The organism is Candidatus Omnitrophota bacterium, assembly GCA_023819145.1.
In the GTDB taxonomy this organism is placed as follows: domain Bacteria; phylum Omnitrophota; class Gorgyraeia; order DTHP01; family DTHP01; genus JBFWKV01.
The window spans coordinates 23252-43770 of record JAMWCW010000004.1 but is presented as its reverse complement, the minus strand read 5'-3'; the positions used below and the strand labels follow the sequence as shown (position 1 = coordinate 43770).

General features: G+C 35.2%; 18 protein-coding genes and 1 pseudogene. 3 read left to right on the top strand and 16 right to left on the bottom strand.

The features are described 5' to 3' along the window. Window positions 1-25 precede the first annotated feature (25 nt). The 12 genes and pseudogenes from NC818_03050 to NC818_02995 all read right to left on the bottom strand — a co-directional run bounded on the left by NC818_03050 (window position 26) and on the right by NC818_02995 (window position 13173). Complete coding sequence (locus NC818_03050) at window positions 26-1048, bottom strand: rod shape-determining protein (protein ID MCM8783742.1); 1023 nt, start codon at window positions 1046-1048, stop codon at window positions 26-28. A 118-nt stretch (window positions 1049-1166) separates the two neighbouring features. After that, window positions 1167-4640 (bottom strand): DNA polymerase III subunit alpha, encoded by a 3474-nt coding sequence (locus NC818_03045; GenBank protein ID MCM8783741.1) that lies wholly within the window; start codon window positions 4638-4640, stop codon window positions 1167-1169. Window positions 4641-4683: 43 nt separating this feature from the next. Next, window positions 4684-5844 (bottom strand): GuaB3 family IMP dehydrogenase-related protein, encoded by a 1161-nt coding sequence (locus NC818_03040; GenBank protein MCM8783740.1) that lies wholly within the window; start codon window positions 5842-5844, stop codon window positions 4684-4686. Between the two features lie 3 nt (window positions 5845-5847). Then, a complete protein-coding gene (locus NC818_03035; GenBank protein MCM8783739.1) occupies window positions 5848-7590 on the bottom strand; it encodes a hypothetical protein in 1743 nt (580 codons plus the stop codon). After that, a complete protein-coding gene (locus NC818_03030; protein ID MCM8783738.1) occupies window positions 7580-7909 on the bottom strand; it encodes a hypothetical protein in 330 nt (109 codons plus the stop codon). Before NC818_03030 ends, NC818_03035 begins: the two co-directional genes overlap by 11 nt. 37 nt (window positions 7910-7946) lie before the next feature. Further along, a complete protein-coding gene (locus tag NC818_03025; GenBank protein ID MCM8783737.1) occupies window positions 7947-8549 on the bottom strand; it encodes a type 4a pilus biogenesis protein PilO in 603 nt (200 codons plus the stop codon). 1 nt (window position 8550) lies between these two features. Continuing rightward, window positions 8551-9165, bottom strand: coding sequence for a PilN domain-containing protein (locus NC818_03020; GenBank protein ID MCM8783736.1), 615 nt, complete (start codon window positions 9163-9165; stop codon window positions 8551-8553). After that, a complete protein-coding gene (gene pilM / locus NC818_03015) occupies window positions 9166-10257 on the bottom strand; it encodes a type IV pilus assembly protein PilM (GenBank protein ID MCM8783735.1) in 1092 nt (363 codons plus the stop codon). It abuts the gene before it with no gap. A gap of 17 nt (window positions 10258-10274) precedes the next feature. Further along, a pseudogene (locus NC818_03010) lies at window positions 10275-11044 on the bottom strand (undecaprenyl-diphosphate phosphatase). Next, a complete protein-coding gene (locus NC818_03005; GenBank protein MCM8783734.1) occupies window positions 11045-11560 on the bottom strand; it encodes a YbhB/YbcL family Raf kinase inhibitor-like protein in 516 nt (171 codons plus the stop codon). Between the two features lie 25 nt (window positions 11561-11585). After that, window positions 11586-12203, bottom strand: a complete 618-nt coding sequence (locus NC818_03000) for an RluA family pseudouridine synthase (protein MCM8783733.1) — start codon at window positions 12201-12203, stop codon at window positions 11586-11588. Then, window positions 12190-13173 carry a DNA recombination protein RmuC gene (locus NC818_02995; GenBank protein MCM8783732.1) on the bottom strand — a complete coding sequence of 328 codons (984 nt, stop codon included), beginning with the start codon at window positions 13171-13173 and terminating at the stop codon, window positions 12190-12192. Before NC818_02995 ends, NC818_03000 begins: the two co-directional genes overlap by 14 nt. Before the next feature lie 162 nt (window positions 13174-13335). On the opposite strand from NC818_02995, the gene NC818_02990 reads away from it, so the two are divergent. The 3 genes from NC818_02990 to NC818_02980 are packed head-to-tail and all read left to right on the top strand — an operon-like array spanning window position 13336 to window position 16249. Beyond that, a complete protein-coding gene (locus NC818_02990; protein ID MCM8783731.1) occupies window positions 13336-14061 on the top strand; it encodes a ComF family protein in 726 nt (241 codons plus the stop codon). Window positions 14062-14074: 13 nt separating this feature from the next. Next, on the top strand, window positions 14075-15160 hold the full coding sequence (locus tag NC818_02985; protein MCM8783730.1) for an LptF/LptG family permease: 1086 nt from the start codon (window positions 14075-14077) through the stop codon (window positions 15158-15160). Window positions 15161-15166: 6 nt separating this feature from the next. Then, window positions 15167-16249, top strand: a complete 1083-nt coding sequence (locus tag NC818_02980; GenBank protein ID MCM8783729.1) for an LptF/LptG family permease — start codon at window positions 15167-15169, stop codon at window positions 16247-16249. A 9-nt stretch (window positions 16250-16258) separates the two neighbouring features. Here the strand turns inward: NC818_02980 and NC818_02975 are convergent, their stop codons facing one another. From NC818_02975 to NC818_02960, 4 genes are read right to left on the bottom strand one after another with little or no spacing between them, the layout of a single operon-like run. Continuing rightward, the gene (locus NC818_02975) at window positions 16259-17527 is read right to left on the bottom strand and encodes an adenosylhomocysteinase (GenBank protein MCM8783728.1); all 1269 of its coding nucleotides are present in this window, start codon (window positions 17525-17527) and stop codon (window positions 16259-16261) included. 10 nt (window positions 17528-17537) lie between these two features. After that, window positions 17538-18698, bottom strand: coding sequence for a methionine adenosyltransferase (gene metK / locus NC818_02970; protein MCM8783727.1), 1161 nt, complete (start codon window positions 18696-18698; stop codon window positions 17538-17540). 1 nt (window position 18699) lies between these two features. Beyond that, window positions 18700-19446: a nucleotidyltransferase family protein gene (locus NC818_02965; GenBank protein ID MCM8783726.1), complete on the bottom strand. Its 747-nt coding sequence runs from the start codon at window positions 19444-19446 to the stop codon at window positions 18700-18702. Window position 19447: 1 nt separating this feature from the next. Further along, window positions 19448-20512: a bifunctional phosphoglucose/phosphomannose isomerase gene (locus NC818_02960; GenBank protein ID MCM8783725.1), complete on the bottom strand. Its 1065-nt coding sequence runs from the start codon at window positions 20510-20512 to the stop codon at window positions 19448-19450. Between the last annotated feature and the right edge of the window lie 7 nt (window positions 20513-20519).

The following is a 20519-nucleotide window of genomic DNA, read 5'->3' as shown; positions in this document are numbered from 1 at the left end:
GAAATACAACCCTCCGTACTTTTCTCTATGATTCAAGTTTTGTGGAAACTGTTACTCTTTTTAGATACTTCAATTCATTGAGGACCTTACCTGTTCCTAAAGCCACTGCGGTCAATGGTTCATCTGCTACATGGACAGGAAGCCCCGTTTCTTCTGATATTAATTTGTCTATACCACGTAAAAGTGAACCTCCTCCTGCCAGCACAATTCCTCTTTCTATAAGGTCGGCAGACAATTCTGGTGGGGTTTTTTCTAAAGCAAAACGAGTTAGTTCTACGATGGCTCTAATAGGTTCTTGCATTGCTTCTCTAATTTCTTCAGAGTTAATGGTGATTGTTTTGGGTAATCCTGCTACGAGGTCTCTTCCTTTTACTTCCATATTCATTTCTTCTTCCAAAGGATAGGCAGAACCAATCTTAATTTTAATTTCTTCTGCAGTGCGTTCACCAATCATCAGATTATAAGTCTTTTTTAAATACTCAATAATTGCCTCATCCATTTCATCTCCACCTACCCTAATACTTCTCGAGAGGACAATTCCTGCGAGAGAAATTACCGCTATTTCCGTGGTTCCTCCACCGATATCTATGATCATATTCCCAGCAGGTTCTTGAATAGGCAAACCCACTCCAATAGCAGCAGCCATGGGTTCCTCAACGAGATAAACCTGTCTTGCACCGGCATGAAGCGCAGAATCTTTAACCGCACGTTTTTCTACCTCGGTAATTCCTGAGGGTATGGCGATTACAATGCGTGGCCTTACAAGAACTCTTCGTTCATGGACTTTATTGATAAAATAACGCAACATTCTTTCAGCTATCTCAAAATCCGCAATGACACCGTCTTTCATGGGTCTAAGAGCGATGATATTACCAGGGGTTCTTCCTAACATTCTTTTAGCTTCTTCTCCAACCGCTAAGACGTTATTTGTTCCGCGTTCAATGGCTACTACCGATGGTTCACAGAGTACTATCCCCTTTCCCTTCACGTAGACCAAAGTAGTTGCTGTGCCTAAATCAATTCCCATATCATTTGAAAAAAGCCCCATTAAATAATTAAGCCCCCGTGGGATATAATCAAATATCTTCATTTTCCCCTCTCTATATTTTAAAGGTTATTCTTGTATTGTTTTATTTGTATATATTTTATCACAGTAATAATCCATGTCAAACTATTTTCTTAATATAATTATTAACAAAAACAGGAACATAATCTATATTTTCATTTCCGATAATATTTTTTATACTTTGCATAAGGTCGTTATTGGGCTCCACTTCCAATTCTTTGCCTAAATCTAGCCAAGACTTATTCGTAGAGTCATTATGAAACTCAAATATTATTCGAGTTTTTCCTGGATGGTTAGCGAATAAATTTTTCAATTCCTTCAAATCTTCTTCAAGTAAACTCTGTCCAATCTTTAAAATTATTGCTTTTGTGAATCTTTTCTTGACTTCTTCTAAAGGGAATATCTCGGTTGTAATGATACGGGGAGAATCTTCACGTAAAGAAAGTTTACCGTGTAGTAATATGCAACTATTATTGTAAATAAACTTTTCGAATTTTCTATATATTTCTGGAAAAACAATTACCTCGACCTCTCCCGAAAGGTCTTCTACCATCATAACCGCCATAAGTTCGTTTTGTCTTCGGGTGGTAGTTTTTTTAAATCTGGATATCATTCCACATAGAAATATCTCATCGCCATCTTTAAGGGTATTTAATTCTGCAATTTTTACATTGGAGTATTTTTTTATCAATTCTTCAAACTTTGCCAAAGGATGTCCAGTAATATAGAATCCTAATAATTCTTTTTCAAAATTTAAGAGTTGATTTTCCGGCCATTCCTTGATGTTTGGTATAGGTTTGTAGCTCCTGCGAAATACAGAAGTACTAAAGGGATCAAAAAAGGTGTTTTGTTTTACTACTCTATCTTTTTGTAGACTATTTGCTACTTCAATAGCATCATCTAATATAGCCATAAGTTGGGCTCTTTTTAGACCAAACCTATCAAACACTCCACATTTTATCATGCTTTCGATTACTTTGTGGTTAACGGTTCTTAAATCAACTCTTTCACAAAAGTCGTAAAGACTCCTAAAAGGTCCATTATTATTCCTTGCCTTTATTATTTCGTTTACTGCTGTCTCACCAACATTTTTTATTGCTGTAAGTCCAAAACGAATAGTATCGTAAGAAATCAAGGTAAAATTAGCGAAACTTTCATTTATGTCCGGAGGCAAGACTTTTATATTTAATCTTAAACACTCGTTGATATATTGAACCACCTTTTCTGTATTATCTTTTTCACTTGTGAGTAATGCAGTCATAAACTCAGGAGTAAAATTTGCCTTCAGATATGCAGTCCGATAGGAAATTAAAGCATAGGCCGCAGAGTGCGACTTATTAAAACCATATCCTGCAAAGAATTCTATTTGGTTAAAGATTTTATTTGCTGTATCTATATTTATGCCGTTTCGTGAAGCTCCTTCTATAAAAGACTTTCTTGCACGGTCCATTACTTCTGGATTCTTTTTACTCATAGCGCGACGAAGCACGTCCGCTTGAGCCATACTGAATCCTCCTATTTCAGAAGCGATACGCATAACCTGTTCTTGATACAGAATTGTTCCATAGGTTTCTTTCAGAATCGGTTCTAACTTCTTATGATCATATCTTACAGAAACCTCTCCCCTTTTTCGTTTGATAAAATCTTCTACCATACCCGCTCCCAGTGGACCGGGGCGAAAAAGCGCTAAGATGGCAATAATGTCTTCAAATTTCTCTGGTTTTATCCTTTTTAGTAGTTCCCTCATTCCCACACTCTCTAATTGAAATATGCCAGAAGTTTCACCTTTCTGTAGGACTCTAAAAGTTTTTTTATCATCCATTGGGATATTATTAATGTCCAAAGATATATTCCTTGCCCGCTGAATTATTTTTATTGTTTCATTGATTACCGTAAGGGTTCTTAAGCCAAGGAAGTCTATTTTGAGAAGTCCCATCTTTTCCAGAGCATCCATAGAATATCCAGTAATAATCTGGCCGTCTCCCATCTTGCATAATGGGATGTATTCGGTGAGAGGCTTTTCTGCAATTACTACTCCAGCAGCATGGGTAGAAATATGACGTGTTAAACCCTCTAAAGAAAGTGCGATATCAATAAGTTTATGAACTTGAGAGTCATTTTTATACAAGTAGTGTAACTGTGGTTCTATTTTGAGAGCCTGTTGAAGATTTATATTAGGATCATGGGGAATTAATTTTGCAATTTTGTCTACTTCCCCATAAGGCATATTAAGAGCTCTACCCACATCTCTTACTACTGCTCGTGCCATCATCGTTCCAAAAGTAACTATCTGAGCGACGCATTCTTTACCGTATTTTCTTACCACATAGTCAATTACTTCCTGTCTTCTTTCATAACAAAAATCTATATCCATATCGGGCATACTGATTCTTTCAGGGTTGAGAAATCTTTCAAAGAGTAACCCATATTTTAAAGGATCAATATCGGTGATACCGAGCAGATAGCTTACTAAACTACCTGCTGCCGAACCACGTCCTGGTCCTACAGGTATTTTTTGTGATTTTGCGTAGTGGACAAAATTCCATACAATTAGAAAATAGCCTACAAAACCAGAGTCTTTTATTATTTTTAGTTCGTGGTCCAAGCGTTTTAGAACCTCTTCACTTGGATTTTTATATTTTTTATACAGTTCCTCTTCACATAATTCCTTTAGATACTCAAACTTTGATTTTCCTTCGGGAGGAGAAAAATGTGGTAAGTGTATCTGATTGAAGTCTAATTCCAGATTGCACTGTTCAGTGATGGCTATGGTATTGGTAATTGCTTCGGGTATTTCGCTGAATTTCCTTTGCATTTCTTCCGGCGTTTTGAAATAAAATTCATTTGAACCAAAACGCATATGGTTAGGGTCTTCTATATTGGTTTGTGTCTGAATGCAGAGGAGAATTTCGTGAGCGGCTGCGTCTTTTTCATAAAGATAATGCACATCGTTAGTAGCCACCGTAGGTAGACTAAGTTCTTTAGCACAGTTTATGGCCATTTTGTTTATTCTATTCTGTTCTTTCAAATTCTGGTCTTGTATTTCAATATAAAAATTATCTTTTCCAAAAATCTGTTTAAACTCTTCAAGAGTTTCCAGGGCAATCTTAATTTGTTCAGTGTTGAGAAGATAAGAAAGTTCTGATTTCAGACAACCGCTTAAACCAATCAAACCATGTGAGTATTGGCTAAGCAGTTCCTTGTCAATACGAGGTTTATAATAAAAACCTTCAAGATATCCTTTGGAAACAAGATTTATTAAATTCTTATATCCCTCTTCATCTTTTACCAGAAGCGTAAGATGATGAGCTGCATCTTGAATGCCATGAGAGGTTTTTTCAAAACGGTTATTGGGAGCCACATAGACTTCGCATCCGATAATCGGTTTGATTCCTTTCTCCATACACGCTTGATAAAATTCTATGGCTCCAAATATATTTCCATGGTCGGTTATGGCTAAGGCTGGCATGCGAAATTGGTTAGCAAGGTCAATCAGTTCCAAAATTCGGCAAGCACCGTCTAGGAGACTATACTGGGTGTGTGTATGTAAATGGACAAAATTGGCATGTTTCATTTTGGTGTAATGTCATCTTTTATGTTGTTTAATCTGTAGTAGTTTATTTTCCCATACCTACACGTTGGATGCGTTGAAGGAGTTTTCCTTCGGTTTGTATAGAGGGTGCAATAATTATTTCTGCCCGATGCATTTCTTTTATATTCTTTGCTCCCAATGAACCCATAGCAGTTGCTAGAGCTCCTACAAGGTTCTGTGAACCGTCGTCTATCTTAGCCGGGCCAAAGAGAATTTCTTCAAGATTTCCCGCTGTACCTACATAGATTCTCGTTCCTCGCGGAAGATTGAGATGAGGAGTCGCCATGCCCCAATGGTAACCTCGCCCGGGAGCTTCTTTCGCCCGAGCAAAAGCAGAACCAACCATCACTGCATCTGCTCCGCAGGCAAATGCTTTACAAATATCTCCTCCAGTACGCATACCCCCGTCTGTGATAATGGGGATATATTTTTTTGTTTTCTTATAATAAAAGTCTCTCGCCGCTGCGCAGTCTATTGTGGCGGTAACTTGAGGGACACCAATTCCCAAAACTCCTCTTGTAGTGCATGCTGCACCGGGACCAATTCCTACAAGGATGGCAGCTGCTCCCGCCATCATTAATTCTAAGGTAGTCTCATAGGTAACACAGTTTCCTATGACTACCGGAATTCTCATTTTTCTACAGAAGTCTGCATAATCAAGAATTTCATATTGATTAGCAATGTGTTTTAAGGTTGCTACTGTAGACTGAACTACAAATATATCTACTCCTGAATCATAAGCAATTTTCCCAAATTTCTTGGCCCTTTGAGGAATACTCGATACCGCACAGGGGACTCTTGCTTTTTTTATCTCTTTAATTCTTTTTTCAATCAGTTTTTCTTTAATCGGTTCACGATAAATACTCTGTACCAGATGAGTAGCTTCTTCAGGACTTGCTTCGGCAATTCTTTTTAATACACGGTCGGGATTATTGTAACGCGTCTGTACTCCTTCAAGATTAAGAACTGCTAACCCTCCCAATTTACCCATGGTGATACTAAATTTTACATCTACTACTCCATCCATGGCAGCAGCAATTATGGGAACTTTAAAGCACATAGAACCTAATCGCCAAGAAGTGTCAACTTCTTCAGGATTTATAGTTATCTTTCCTGGCACCAACGCTACTTCGTCAAAGCCGTAACAACGCCGCGCTTTTTTACCAATACCAATCCATTCTCCCATGATTTATCCTTTCGGTTTCACCTCCTCCTCTGAAGGCACTATGTGGGGTGTAATGAAAATTATTAGCTCCGTATTTTTTAACTCTTTACTCCTTTTTTGAAAGGGTATGCCCAGTAAGGGAATGTCGCTTAAGATGGGGATACCTGTCTTTGTATCTCTCAACTCTTGAGTGATCAACCCTCCAATGACTAAGGTCTCTCCGTCTTTAACCATTACCTGGGTAGTAGCGGAACGTGACATAATCAACGGATAGCGAGTCGCAGGGTCATCGGAAGTATATCCTTGTAATAAACTTGCCGTAGGCTCAATTTTCATAATAATATCTCCCGTTTCGCAGATATAAGGAGTAACTGAGAGAGTTACGCCCACTTCTTTTTCTTCCCAACTAACCGTTGTAGTAGTTACCCCTCCGGTGGTCTCAGTAGTAGTCGTTCCGGTTTGATAAGGAATCTTTGAAGTAACATTTATTTTGGCCTCTTCATTATTTAAAGTGGTAATGGTAGGTTTAGAAAGGATATTAGCGTGTTCACGCTTCATAAGTGCTTCTAAAACCATGGCAATCTCTTCCGCATTTAAGGTTCCATATTTAAAAAATCCTTTTCCTATTCCCGAAGTGGAATCAATAGTAAATCCCGAGGTAAGCTTATCACTTGTAGAAGCTCCGCTTCTTGGCTTTACCCAGGTCCATTCTATTCCCAAAGTTTCGGTATCCGTTAAAGAAACATCTAAGATCTTTGCCTCAATGTTAACTTGTCTCGGTTTTACATCTACCTGTGTAACGAGTTCTTCAATCTTATTTAGATTGGAGATGACATCTATGACTACCATCTTATTTGAACGGCTGTCGACTACTACTTTTCCCTCAGAAGAAAGTAAACCACCATCACTGATTAAAGTCTTTAACTTATCTACTTGAATATAAAGGGGGGTAAAAGTTTTAGAGGTGGTTTTCTTTTCTGCTAATTCTACTTTAACAACTTTATAGAGGTTATCTTCTTTTATAAACGTATAATCAACCATACGGAGGATAGTATCCAGCGCACTCTCCATATCTACATCTTTAAGATTTATCGTAATGGGAAGAGAAGGTAAATCTGGTGGTGTTACAATATTTACATCTGCCTCGCGGGCAATACTTTTGATGATATTTCTTATATCTACATCTCTAAAATCAAAAGAAATTATTCTCTTTGCTTTTTTCTTTTCTTCGATTACTTCTTTGACAATTGTTTCTGCTTCTTCTTTGATCTTCTGTAATTCTTTTTCTGATTTTACTACCTCTGCAATCCCTCGTGCTTTTTCTTTAAGCAACACTTCTTCTATTTCCCTTTTTTTTGCCTCTTCATTAGCTAGTTCTTGTGCACTAAGCCTCTGTTGATTCTCTAATGTTGAAACGCTTGATACTCTTTCTTTATCCAGCTGTACTTTTTCTTGAGGATTGAGTAAGGTTAACGTATCATTGACTTTAAAATCTATTCCTTTTTCTAGGCTTCTAATTTCGCAAATAGCTACCTGGCGAGAGGTTTTAAAAATGATAAGTTCTCCTACAAACTTGTTTTGACGATAGGCATAGAAAAAAGTCTTCTCTTCTAAACCATCGATACTTCCCCTATCTATCGCAATCAGTTTATTCTGGATATCTACGAGAATTATCTTAGTTTCTAAAGAAGCGTTTGTGTTTCTTAGAAAACCAAAGATTAAAACTGAAATAAAAACCGCTGATATTTTTATATATCTAAAATTCATCGGCTAACTCCAGAATAACCTCTTCTTTTTCCTGTATTCCTTGGAGAACAACTTTTTTCTTTTCTATTCTTAATACTTTTTTACCCTCGATAATTTCTCCTTCTCCCAGAATCTCTTCGTTAATTATAGCTAAATTACGCTTACCCGTTAAAATACCCTTAAGCTGCAGTTTGATGTCTCTGCGTTGCTTAAATGGTTCTTGGATAGCCATTTCTTTTTCTTTGAGTTTTCTTTCTTCTCTTTCCTTTATAAAAAACCACGATTCAAAGGGGTTTCGTAACGTCGTTATTTCTTCGGATAGAACTTTTTTAAGAGACAATAAATAATAAAAAAGTAGAAATATAAATAAAATTCTTCTATTTACTAACATACATGACAAGTTCGGTTTCTGCAAGTATAAATCCATTCGCCTTAGGTGAACTGACAGTTAACCTTTTAATATCTAATAGAAAAGGAAGCGATTCTAAACTTTTTATATAAGACATAAGGTTAGAATATCTTGCATTTATTTTCATCTTGATTGACAACGCGTCATATTTTTCATATTTTACCATAGGGGCCGTAGTTATCAAAATAAATTCTATATCACCGGATTTTGTAATGGAAGTAAGCTCATTTAGAATCTCTGCCACCTTTTCTTTGGCTACCAAAGCATTTTTAGATTCGGCTATTTGCTTGTCTAAAGATTCTGAAACTTTTGATATCTGGTTGTATTCTTCTTCGTATCTCTGCTGGTCTTTAAGCAGACTCTCGATAGAAAAAAATTCAGTCTTTTTACGGTTTAGTTCTTCTTGTTTTGCTAAATTTTCCAGATTAGCGTTTTTAATCTTTTTGAGATCCCCCGGCACAAAGAGTCGTAAGAAAATTATAAAGATAAACAATGCTAATAGATACATTTCTCGCTTAGATTTTAATAAACCACTACCTCTACTGATATTATTGATGTTTATTTTAAACATTTTATAAATTCAATTTACCAATTATTTCGAAACGGACTATATCCTTTTCAAATTTTTCATCAAATATTCTCTCGGATTGCTTTAGGTATAGTTCTTTAAAATAGGGCAATTGGTTTATTTTGGATAAAAACACTGCGATTTTATTATGGGATAATCCACATCCTTTTAAAAAACAGTTGTTTTCTTCTCGTTCGAAACCAAACTCCTCTAACCATACTTCCTCAGGAATATAATCTGCAATTGCTTTCAGTAAATTATAAACAAATTTTTCTTTTTGTGAGATGAGTTGCCTAATTGGCTCCAAATTCTTAACCTCCTCTTCTTTAATAGCAAGCTGGTCTTTTAACAGATTTAGTTTGTCCTCTTTGGTTTTTAGCTCAGCCTCTGCAGACATCTTTAGGGTAGCAATTTTTTGGTCTAGTTTCACGATTTCTTTTGTTTTTCTATTGGTGGTTGATTTGATCTTCAATAGGATACCAAAGGCGAGTGATTTCCAGGAAAGAAGAAGTATGAAAATTACAATAATAATCTTAAATTGGTTTAAATTTAGTCTTTCTTGTTCTTTTCTTTCTTTCTTTATTAAGTCCTTAGGCAAGAGATTCAGTTTTGTTTTCATTTATAAAATCGCCTCCAAAGCTAAGCCCATTGCCGTTACAAAACGCAATGAATTATTCTGTGCGTATTTTATATCTTTAATCTTTTCAGAGAATACCACATCTTTAAAGGGGTCTAGTTTCTCTACTTTAATGCCCAATTGTTGTTTAAGATAAAGGTCGAGATGGCCAAGGAGAGCTCCTCCACCAGTAAGGAATATACATTCCACACTCTTTTGCGGGGAGATATCAATATAATAATCTAATGAACGTTTTATTTCAATTATTGCATCTTCTATAACCTTCTTTATTATACCTTTAACTTTATCTTCTCCATTGTTTTCCATTTCTAGAGAACTTAAAGAAAATTCTCTTTTTATTTTTTCTGCATCTTCCCAACTGACTTTAAGAGTTTCTTTGATCGCTTTGTTGATTTCTGAAGCCCCAATGTTTATGCATTCTCTTCTAAAACGTGGAATACCATTGTCTATAATCTGTATTACTGCATTTTTAGCTCCAATATCTAAGATGCATACGCTATCAGTAGTATTAAGGATTCCTTTTTCTCTTGCTAAATAAAACTGTGCTAAACAATCCACATCTATAGCCACAGGTTCAATATTTGCTTCTTTCAATATCTCTAATTGATTGATTATTGTTTCTTTCATTGTTGCAGCTAAAACTAAACTGATTTTTTTTACGCCCATTTCCTCAAACGTGTTTAATATAGCATAATCTATAATCATTTTTTCTAAATCGTATATGATATGTTTTTGCGCCTGCCATCTTATAGTCTTATTAAGCTCATCTTCAGGCATATGGGGGAGGGTGAGAAATTTTATTACAGGTTCTGTTCCGTAAAGATTGACTACCGCTTTTATTCTTTCTGTTTCTACTTCCAGTTTGCTTATTGCTTCGCGAATTGTTTGGACGACGGTCGTGTTTTTCAAAGAATCTATGTATATTGGAAAATCTTGGTAAGTTAAATTCTCTAACATAATGTTTTTTTCTTGATTCTTGAAAAGAAGAGCAATTTTTACTCCACTCTTTCCGATATCCACTCCGTAAATTTTTTCCCGATGTATGATTTTATTCTTACGAGAAGAATTTTTCATAATTTTTTTGTTATTAATTATATCAAAATTATGCTCATAATTAAAAGAGAAAACAGGATACGATAGGCTATAAATATCTTAAAAGTGTGATGTTTCACGAATCTAATTAGAAAATCTATTGCTAATATACTAGAAATGCAGGAGGAGATAAACGCTAAACCATGTTGGTTAGATAAATAGCAAGAGAAATCATGTAGAATATCGTGCGATTTTAATATGACCGAACCAAGAATTATAGGAAAGGAAAGAAAAAAAGAAAACTTTACAGCGTTTTCTCTGTTCATGCCCATAAGAAGGCCACCTACTATAGTTATACCTGAGCGAGAAATACCTGGAATAATTGCAAATGTCTGTGTTATCCCAATGAACAATACTTGGGAAATATTAAGCTCAGCGATATTTTTATTTTTTTTGCTAAATTTATCAATAAAATAGAATAGAACCGCAAAACCACCGATATTTAATGCCACTAGTAAAGGTTTATAGAATATTTTTTCTACTTCTGTTTCAAATAATTTTCCAAAGATTGCTGCGGGAATTGTAGCCAGTATAATTAGCCAGAATATCTTCCCTTCCTCTGATTTGTTAATGTTTTTATTTCTTAAAAAAGATATTCCTCCTTTAATCACAGAAGAGCTAGCAAAGTTCCTGCATGGAAAAATACCACTGAACTTAAAGAAATTTTTTCTTTAAATAACCATGAGAAAATAATTAAATGTCCAGAACTGCTGATGGGTAGAAACTCGGTTATACCCTGAATAACTCCCAAAAGGATTATTTTATACATCTATCTCTTATATTTACCTACCAATTCTGCTTCTTCAATAATATTCCCTTCCATCGCTTTAAGAACACTTTCCTTGTCTAAACCAGGAGGAAGATTGAGCCTTTTTTTCAAGGCAAAGATTTTAAAAAAATAACGATGAGGTTTTCCAGGGGGAGGACATGGCCCACCATAGCCAATGTTACCAAAATCATTTATTCCTTGTTTTGCTCCAAAATCTAATATTTCTTTAGGAGGAATTCCTGCATCAAGCTTATTAGTTTCCTTAGGAATGTCATATATTACCCAGTGAACCCATGTTTTAAATGGGGCATCGGGGTCATCACAGATAATCACGAAACTTTCTGTCTCTTCGGGAAAATATTTCCAAGCAAGGTGTGGCGATATGTTCTCACCTTGGCAGGTAAATTTTGGTGGAATAAACTCATTAGATTCGAAAGAGCTACTGGTTATTTCTATGGCAAAGGCATTTTTTAACATGGCAAAAATAATGATTAAAAATAAATTTAATTTATTCATCATCCTCCCTTACTTTATTATAAAATTATTGAAAAAATTTTTTAATTTCTTCTGGTATAGGAGAAGATAACTTTAGTTCTTTTCCATTTATGGGATGGGGAAATTTTAATTCCACAGCATGTAAAAGTAATTTTTTTGTCCTTAGGTCATAATCTCGAGCAAACACAAACTTTCGTTCTCCAACTATAGGATGTCCAATTTGTTTAAAATGAAGACGAATCTGATTCTTTCTTCCGGTAAAAGGTTCAATTTCTAATATCGTGTACTCTGGCTTTCGCAATATTATTCTGTAGTTTGTAATGGCGATTTTTTTATCTGAACCGTCGAATAGATAGTTTTTAATTGTTCCATTATCCTTCTCTATCCAACCATGGACAACACCTATATATTTTTTATTAATTTTTCTTGATCGGAATAGCCCCATAATTTTCTTTTGTATTGTTTTACTCTTAGCAAAGATAACCAGCCCTGAGGTATCTTTATCTAAGCGATGGCAGGGGAATAAAGGTTTTTCGTATTCCTTATTAAGTAATTGAAGTAGAGAATCTTTATCTTGCGGATTGAAAGGGGCGGTTAATATTCCTTGAGGTTTATTAACTATCAGTAACCATCTGTCTTCATAAATTTTTCTATATTCTTGCATGAGGAAGGGTTCTATCTGAATTAGAGATTGGAGATTCAACCTGTTTAAATTTATCGTCAAATTTCTCCAGATTTATCACTGCACGTTCATAGCTTTTGTTTGCGTCTTTTAGATGCGCACCAGTTTTTTCAAACTCTTCACAAAACTTTCCAAACTCATTCCTTAAACGGGCAAGATTGTCTAAAACTTCCTGAGCTTGTTTCTCAATGGTTAGCCCTTTTAGGCCTCGTAAAATTATCATCAGGTAGGCATAGAAACTATTGGGAGACACCGGTATTACCTTTTTACTCAGAGCATAATCCCGAATACTCTTTTCATTATCTAAATTATCTTTTATAATCGTTTCGTAATAGACATTTTCTGCAGGAATGTAAAGTAAGGCAAAGTCATAGGTTCCTTCATCAGGAAGGATATATTTATTCGAAATATCTTCTATATGTTTATTCACCGCCCGAATAAAATCTTTACGAGCACGCATTTTTTCTGATTCTTCTTTTGCTTCCACTATTCTTTTGAAACTCTCCAAAGGAAATTTTGCATCTACAACCACCAAATTACCTCCAATTTTTATCACTGCGTCTGCTATCTCTCCGTTTCTAAACCGATGTTGCAAGATATAATACTCTTTAGGTATAATCTGCTCTAAAACGTTTTCTAACATAAACTGCCCAAACTCTCCTCTAAACTTAGGCTGACGGAGTAATTCTTGGAAACTGGCTATATCTTTACCTACTTCAAATATCTGTTTTGTCCCTTCTTCTAATTTACCCAATGTCTTATGTACGTTAGTTACTACGTTTGAAGTGTTTATTAAATTTTGGGTTACTTGATTTTGGAGATTGTTTAACTGGGAAGTGATTAGTTGGGTATTTCGGTCTAAAACCTCACTCCATTGACGAGCGAGGAGATTCAATTTCTCATCGGTATCTTTTTTTATAAATTCTGTTTCTTTATTTAGGTAACGTCTCAAAAAGAAAAATAAATAAAACAATAAACATAAGATTAATGTAGCTATTATAAATAATAAGATACCCATATAACCTATTTTATTCTATAAATATATATTAGTCAAATAAAAATAAACCAAATTTATTTACAAAATGAGACAGAAATTGTATAATCATTATTAACAATGATTAAGGTTTTGAAGGATTTATTTATAGGGACGGTTGACCTAATTTATCCTTTTCGTTGTGTTATTTGCCAGAACAAAATAAATATTAAAGAATTGGGTCCCTTATGTTTTAGCTGTTTTTATAGTATACAGTGGAATCACCCTCCTTTTTGCAGCGTCTGTGGTAGAAGTATTGCGGTAGAGTTGATTCCCGAGAATATTTGTGTTGATTGTAAGACAAAAAAACACTTCTTTAATCGGGCTTGGTCGGTTGCTCTGTATGAGGGGGTAATGCGTGAATGCATTCGTAAATTTAAATACGAACGTTACACTGGTCTGGTCTATTTTTTTGGAAAAATATTAAATGATTTTATTGCTAAGTTTATTAATATAGATAAATTTGATTATGTCCTTCCTATTCCTTTACACCCTACAAAATTAAGGGAAAGAGAATTTAATCAGGCACTTTTGCTTGCTTATCCTATTTCAAAGAAGTTTAGCAAGGCCTTGCTTAAGAATATCTATCGTGTTAAATTTACCCTACCGCAGAGTGAACTGAATGCAGAGGACCGTTTGTCAAACATTAAAGGGGCGTTTAAGATTAAAAAGCCAGAACATATTAGAGGAAAGAACATTCTTATTATTGACGATATTCTTACTACCGGTTCAACAGTCGATGAGTGTGCGAAGCTTTTGAAATCAAATGGTGCAAATCTTATAGAGGTATTGACCTTGGCCTGTTAGAAAAATGAGAATTTTGAGAAATTACATATTTGGTGAAGTTGCTAAACCTTTCTGGCTGTATATGTTCATCTTTACTTTTGTTCTTGTGAGCGGAAATATTATAAGATTAATAGAACTCATAATTATTAAAGGGATTTCTTTATTAGATGTAATGAGATTATTCCTTTGGCAGATTCCTTCTCTTATAAGTTATATATTACCTATGGCCATCCTTACTGCTCTTCTCCTTGGTTTAGGGAGGTTGTCTTCGGATTTAGAGATAACTGCTATCAAAGCCAGTGGTATAAATATTTTTCATTTAGAATTACCTTTAGTGCTTACAGGAGTGATTTTTAGCCTTTTCTCACTTATTCTTAATAATGAGATAATTCCCTATGCCCGTTTTGCATCTCGTAAAATTATAAAACAGGTAGGGATTAAAAATCCGACCGCTTATTTTGAGCCCGGCACTTTTATCAGGAATTTTGAGAATTATATTTTGTTCTTTTATGGTATTAATGGAAATATGCTCTACAATATAAGAATATATGAGTTAAAAGAAGATGGATTGCCGAGGACAATTATTGCACAACAGGGTAAGATAACGACTTTAACCGATAAAAAAACAGTTAAGCTGGAGCTGTTCGTAGGAACTTCTGATGAACCTAGCCCCAACGATCCCAGACGATTTTATAAACTTAATTTTAAGACTTATACCATAAACTTGAAAATACCTGTTGAGTTTATGGAAGAAACCATAAATAAGAAACCCAAGGAGATGAATATACAAGAATTGATAAGTGAGAAAGAAAAACTTTCTATCAAGAATATAGACATATCACCTATTGAGACAGAGATACATAAAAAGATTGCCTTATCTTTTGCCTGTCTTGTTTTTGTATTTGTTGGTTTTCCGTTAGGTGTTCTTACAAAAAGAAGAACGGGCGCGGTTGCCTTTGGTTTGAGTTTAGTAGTTTTAGGATTGTATTATCTTATAATGATTGGTGGAGAAGCACTGGCTATTCAAAGATTGGTAAAACCGCCTTTGGCAATGTGGTTGGCTAATATTATATTAGGGATTATGGGGGTAATTTTAAATATTTATGTATATAAAAATTAATAAATAATGAGAATAATTGAAAAATATATCTTAAAAAATTTTCTTCTTCCCCTTATTTACATCAGTGCCTCTTTTGTTTTGCTTTTTGTTATCATCGATATATTCGGACACCTCGATGAATTTATTCGGGCTAAAGTAGAATTAAGGTTTATTCTGAACTATTATTTTAACTATCTTCCCATTATCTTTGTTCAGGTATTACCTTTTTCAGGATTATTGGCAAGTATATATTCACTGGGTAACCTGCAGAGATACAATGAAATAACTGCAATGCATTCCTGTGGAATTGGTCTATTTAAGATTATAAGGCCATATTTTGTAATCGGCCTTATGTTAAGTATTCTTACCTATATTCTGAACGAAAAAGTAAATCCTCATGCATTTAGAATTACCTATAACCTAAAGGAAAATTTCGAAAAAAATAAACTACAAAGAGGTTATATTGAAAATGTTACACTTTATGGAAAAGATAATAGAATTATTTATGCACGTCGATATGATATGGAGAAGAAAATTCTCTATGACCTTGTTATCTTGGAACACGATAGAAAACAAATACTTACTACCAAAATTACTGCAAGGTTAGCAATATGGGAAGAGAAAACATGGAAACTCTATGGTATTGTGATCTATCGTTTAGACCCAGAAGGGCATTTTTTGGGTGAACCTGATTTTCGTGAAGACCGAGAGATGCAATTGACCGAATCACCCCAGGATATCATTCGCAACGATATCATTGCCGAAGCAATGAGCAGTGATCAACTTCGAGATTATGTGGAGAGATTTAAGGGTAGCTCGGATAAGATAGTGCGTCGTTTCTTAGTAGAATTGGAACAAAAAAGAGTTTTTCCATTTTATGTATTTATACTTATTCTTTTAGGTATACCTTATGGACTCGTCCGCCAGAGTATTGGCAAATTTATGTGTGTGGGGATAGCGTTTGCTACAGGAATTTTATTCTATGGAATGAACGCCGTAAGTCTTGGGCTCGCTAAGGCAGGAATGCTTCCTCCTTGTATTTCTGCATGGCTGGTTCCTTTTGTTTTTATAGTTTTTAGCATAATTCTTATAAAAAAGAGTCCCCATTAATATTTTAAATCAAGTTCCTAATTTCCAAGAAGAAAGATATTTTTTTTGTTCGTAAGTAAGACTATCTATTTTTACTCCAATAGTTCTTAATTTAAGTAAAGCTATAGAATCATCAATGTCCTCAGGTACAGGATAGACTTTCTTTTTTAATCTTTTACCATAATTCTTAATGTATTCCACCGCTAACGCCTGATTGGCAAAACTCAGGTCCATAACCTGGGCAGGATGACCTTCAGCAGAAACAAGATTTATCAACCGGCCCTCGCCTAAAAGATAAATTTTTCTATTATTCTTAAGAGTATATTCTTCTACAAATTCCCTAATTTTCTTCTTTTTTATACTTAGTTTATTAAGGGTAGGGATATCGATTTCTACATTGAAGTGTCCAGCGTTAGCCAAGATGACGCCCTCTTTCATCGATAGAAAATAATCTTTACTTAACACTTTGACATTTCCTGTTACTGTAACCAATATATCTGCTATTCTGACTGCTTCTTTTAAGGGCATTACCTGGTATCCATCCAAACACGCTTCTAGTGCTTTCAAGGGTTTAGTTTCGCATATAATTACATTAGCCCCCATACCTTTAGCACGCATCGCTACACCTTTTCCACACCACCCATAACCACAGACGACGAAATTTGTCCCAGCGATTAACCGATTGGTTGCCCGGATTATTCCATCGAGTGTAGATTGTCCGGTTCCATAGCGGTTATCAAAAAGATGTTTGGTTTGGGCATCATTTACGGCAATAATCGGGTATTTTAATTTTCCTTCTTTCTCTAATGCCCTTAATCTAATTACTCCGGTAGTAGTTTCTTCCGTTCCTCCCCAGGGTAAGCTGGTGCGTGGGTGCGCCGATATTCTCGTGTGCTTATGAATGGTAGAAACCAAATCTGCTCCATCGTCCATGGTAATTTGAGGCTCTATGGCTAAACAAGAGTTTATATGGCGATAATAAGTTTTTTTATCCTCTCCTTTTATAGCAAATACGGATATTTTAGAATTTTTGATTAAACTGGCTGCGACATCATCCTGGGTGGATGAAGGATTAGAGGCGCATAAAGCTATTTCTGCTCCTCCTTTCTTTAGAATCTCCATCAACACGGCAGTTTCTGTGGTAACATGCAGACAGGCAGAAATTCTAATTCCTCTAAGCGTTTTTTCTTTAGCAAATCTCTCGCCGATTAATCTTAATACCGGCATATTATTTCTTGCCCATTCAATCCTTAAAGAACCTTTCTTTGCTAAATTGATATCTTTTATCTCGTACCGCATCTTATTTCTCCTATGTAGATTTTTGAATTTCCTTTACCTTGTCCAATTTCTCCCAGCTGAATTCCGGTTCATTTCTGCCAAAATGTCCATAACAGGCGGTTTTAAGATAGATGGGTCTTAAAAGGTTAAGTGTTTCAATTATACCTTGAGGAGTTAAAGAAAAGTGTTTTTTAATAATTTTAATGATTTTTTCTTCAGGGATTTTACCTGTTCCATAGGTATCCACATAGATTGCTAAAGGTTCTGCTTGTCCAATGACATAGGCAAGTTGTACACAACACTTTTCTGCAATTTCTGCGGCAACGATATTTTTAGCAAGGTATCTTGCCATATAACTAGCAGAACGGTCTACTTTTGTGGGATCTTTTCCAGAAAATGCTCCTCCCCCATGGGAAATTATTCCTCCGTATGTATCTACAACAATCTTTCTTCCCGTCATTCCTGTGTCGGACTGAGGACCACCGATAACGAATTTTCCCGTTTCATTTACGTAAAATTTTGTTTTTTTATCAACGAATTTTCCTAAAACTGGGAAGGCTATAGTATTAATAATTTCTTTTCTCGCCTCTTTAGTTATCTGCTGTTTCGTTTTATCCAAAATATCTTCAGTATGTTGACAGGCCAAAACTACCGAATCCACACGTAAAGGTTTACCATTATCATACTCTACCGTTATTTGAGATTTTCCGTCCGGACCTAAATATCCTAAAATTTTCTTTCTTCTCACTTCGGCCATTCTCCTTACTAAACGATGGGCCAAAACTATAGGCAGAGGCATAAATTCTTCAGTTTCTCGACAGGCGTAGCCAACCATAATTCCTTGGTCTCCCGCGCCTCCTCGATTCACTCCTTGGGCAATGTCGGGTGATTGAGTATGAATAGCATTTAGGATAGCACAGGTATTGTAATCCAGGCCATAGCAAGGATGGGTATAACCGATATTATATAAAAGTTTCCGCACGAGTTTATGCGTATCTACATACCCCGAGGTAGTAATCTCTCCTCCTACAATAATTAATCCCATCGTAACATAGGTTTCACAAGCAACACGACCATTCTTATCCTGTCTCAAAACTTCATCAAGAACAGCATCCGAAATCTGGTCGCAAAGTTTATCGGGATGCCCTTCTGTCACGGATTCAGAGGTAAGTAAATATCTTTTTCTTTCCATATTAAGTCCTTTCTTTACCAAAATATTTCTGTGCTTCTTCGTAAGCTTCGACGTCTCCGATATCAAACCATTTCCCTGCAAATTTATGACCCAGAATTTCTATTTTATTTTTAAGCAGATATTCTAAAAAGTGACCCAAGGCGTCTTGAGGGTTATTCTGGGCCAGATACGCCTTTACAAAATTGATAGCAAATTTGGGAAGAAAATAGATCCCTATTCCAATAAGTGTAGAGAAAGGTTTATTTGGTTTTTCTACGAATTTAGTAACTCGATTAGAGGTATCTATTTCCACTACCCCAAATTTTTTAGCACAATCAACACATTTTATATCAAAAATTCCTATATTTATACTATGATTTCTTTGAGAGAATTTAATAAAGTTCTCTAAATCAAAGTCAAAAATATTATCTCCGGCAATAACCAGAATATCGGTATCTATATTAGATTTTTTAATTGCGAAGTCAAGATCTCCTAAGGCTCCTAAACGGTTTTCCTCGGCATTGGTTAAATCGTTAATGAGACTGGTTTTTTTACTAAAATTTATTTTCTTGAGCCATTCTTCGAATAAAGCATAAAATCTATTGTTGCTTACGATGACAAGTTCATCTATCTCTTTAATTTTCTCTAATTTGTTTACTATAAATTCAACAATGGGTTTGTTATCTATTTTAAGTAATGCCTTGGGCAAATTTATAGTAAGGGGATAAAGTCTTGTAGCATATCCTGCTGCTAAGATTATTGCTTTCATCTTATTTACCTTTATGACTAATTTTTGCTAATCTTTTCTTTAAATAAGCAATTGGCTTTACAGGTGTAGGGTCTATCTGGTTCAAAATAGCTAAATAGTAACTAACAAAGTCTCCGATATAGATAAGAGATAAAATCCTTGCCATCAGCGACCTGCCTTCTGCACGAACCTCTTTAATTAGGAAACCGTCCTTTTTGAGAAGCTCCTTGGTTATCTCTATTCTCAGTCTTATCCGTGCTTGTTCAGTGTTATCCCTTAGTAAGAAGATTATGAAATTTTTAAGCACAGATTTTGGAAATCGCCAGCCCACTATTTCATTATGATTTAACTCAGGTAAGAAATTTATAGAAGAAAGCACCTTGGAGTTCTCTGCTAATTGTGCTCGCCAACGCATAGAAACAACATCTAAGTAATCTATTTGGCTATAAATTACTGGAAACCTGTTTAACATAAGCAAGGCGGTGTCAAAAGCAATGTTTTCTTTCTTGATTTCTGGACTAAGTTTTTTATCGCGCATCCTTTCCAAAAGATAGAAGGTCTCTTCTAATTCTGGCTCTAAGTTATTTAATATCTTAATCTTTTGTAAGAGGTAAAGAGGAACAAATACAAAATATCCTAATGATTGACGTGGTGGGTATCCGGAGGGAATTTTTATAAAAGGGATGTTTTTCCTCTGGGCTAAAGTAATGAGTTCTCCGCCAGAAGAAATAACGACTATTTTTGCTTTTTTTCTTCTTGCTTCTTGGAAAGAAGCAATGGTCTCTTCGGTATTTCCGGAATAACTGCAGGCAAAAAATAAGGTATCTTCATTAATAAAACTGGGAAGATTATAGTTGCGGAATACAAAGATAGGTAGATTTAATTTGTACAAGCAGTAAGTGCGGATGATGTCTCCTCCAATAGCTGAACCTCCCATACCTGAGAAAACTATATTATTGAATTGATGGTATGAGGAAGGAAGTTCTATTCCTTTGCCCAACATGAAAGCATCCCTGCATTGCTGGGGGAAGTTTTGTAGCATAGTGAGCATATCTGCAGAGTCAAATTTCTTAATTAAATCAAGCATAGTTTAT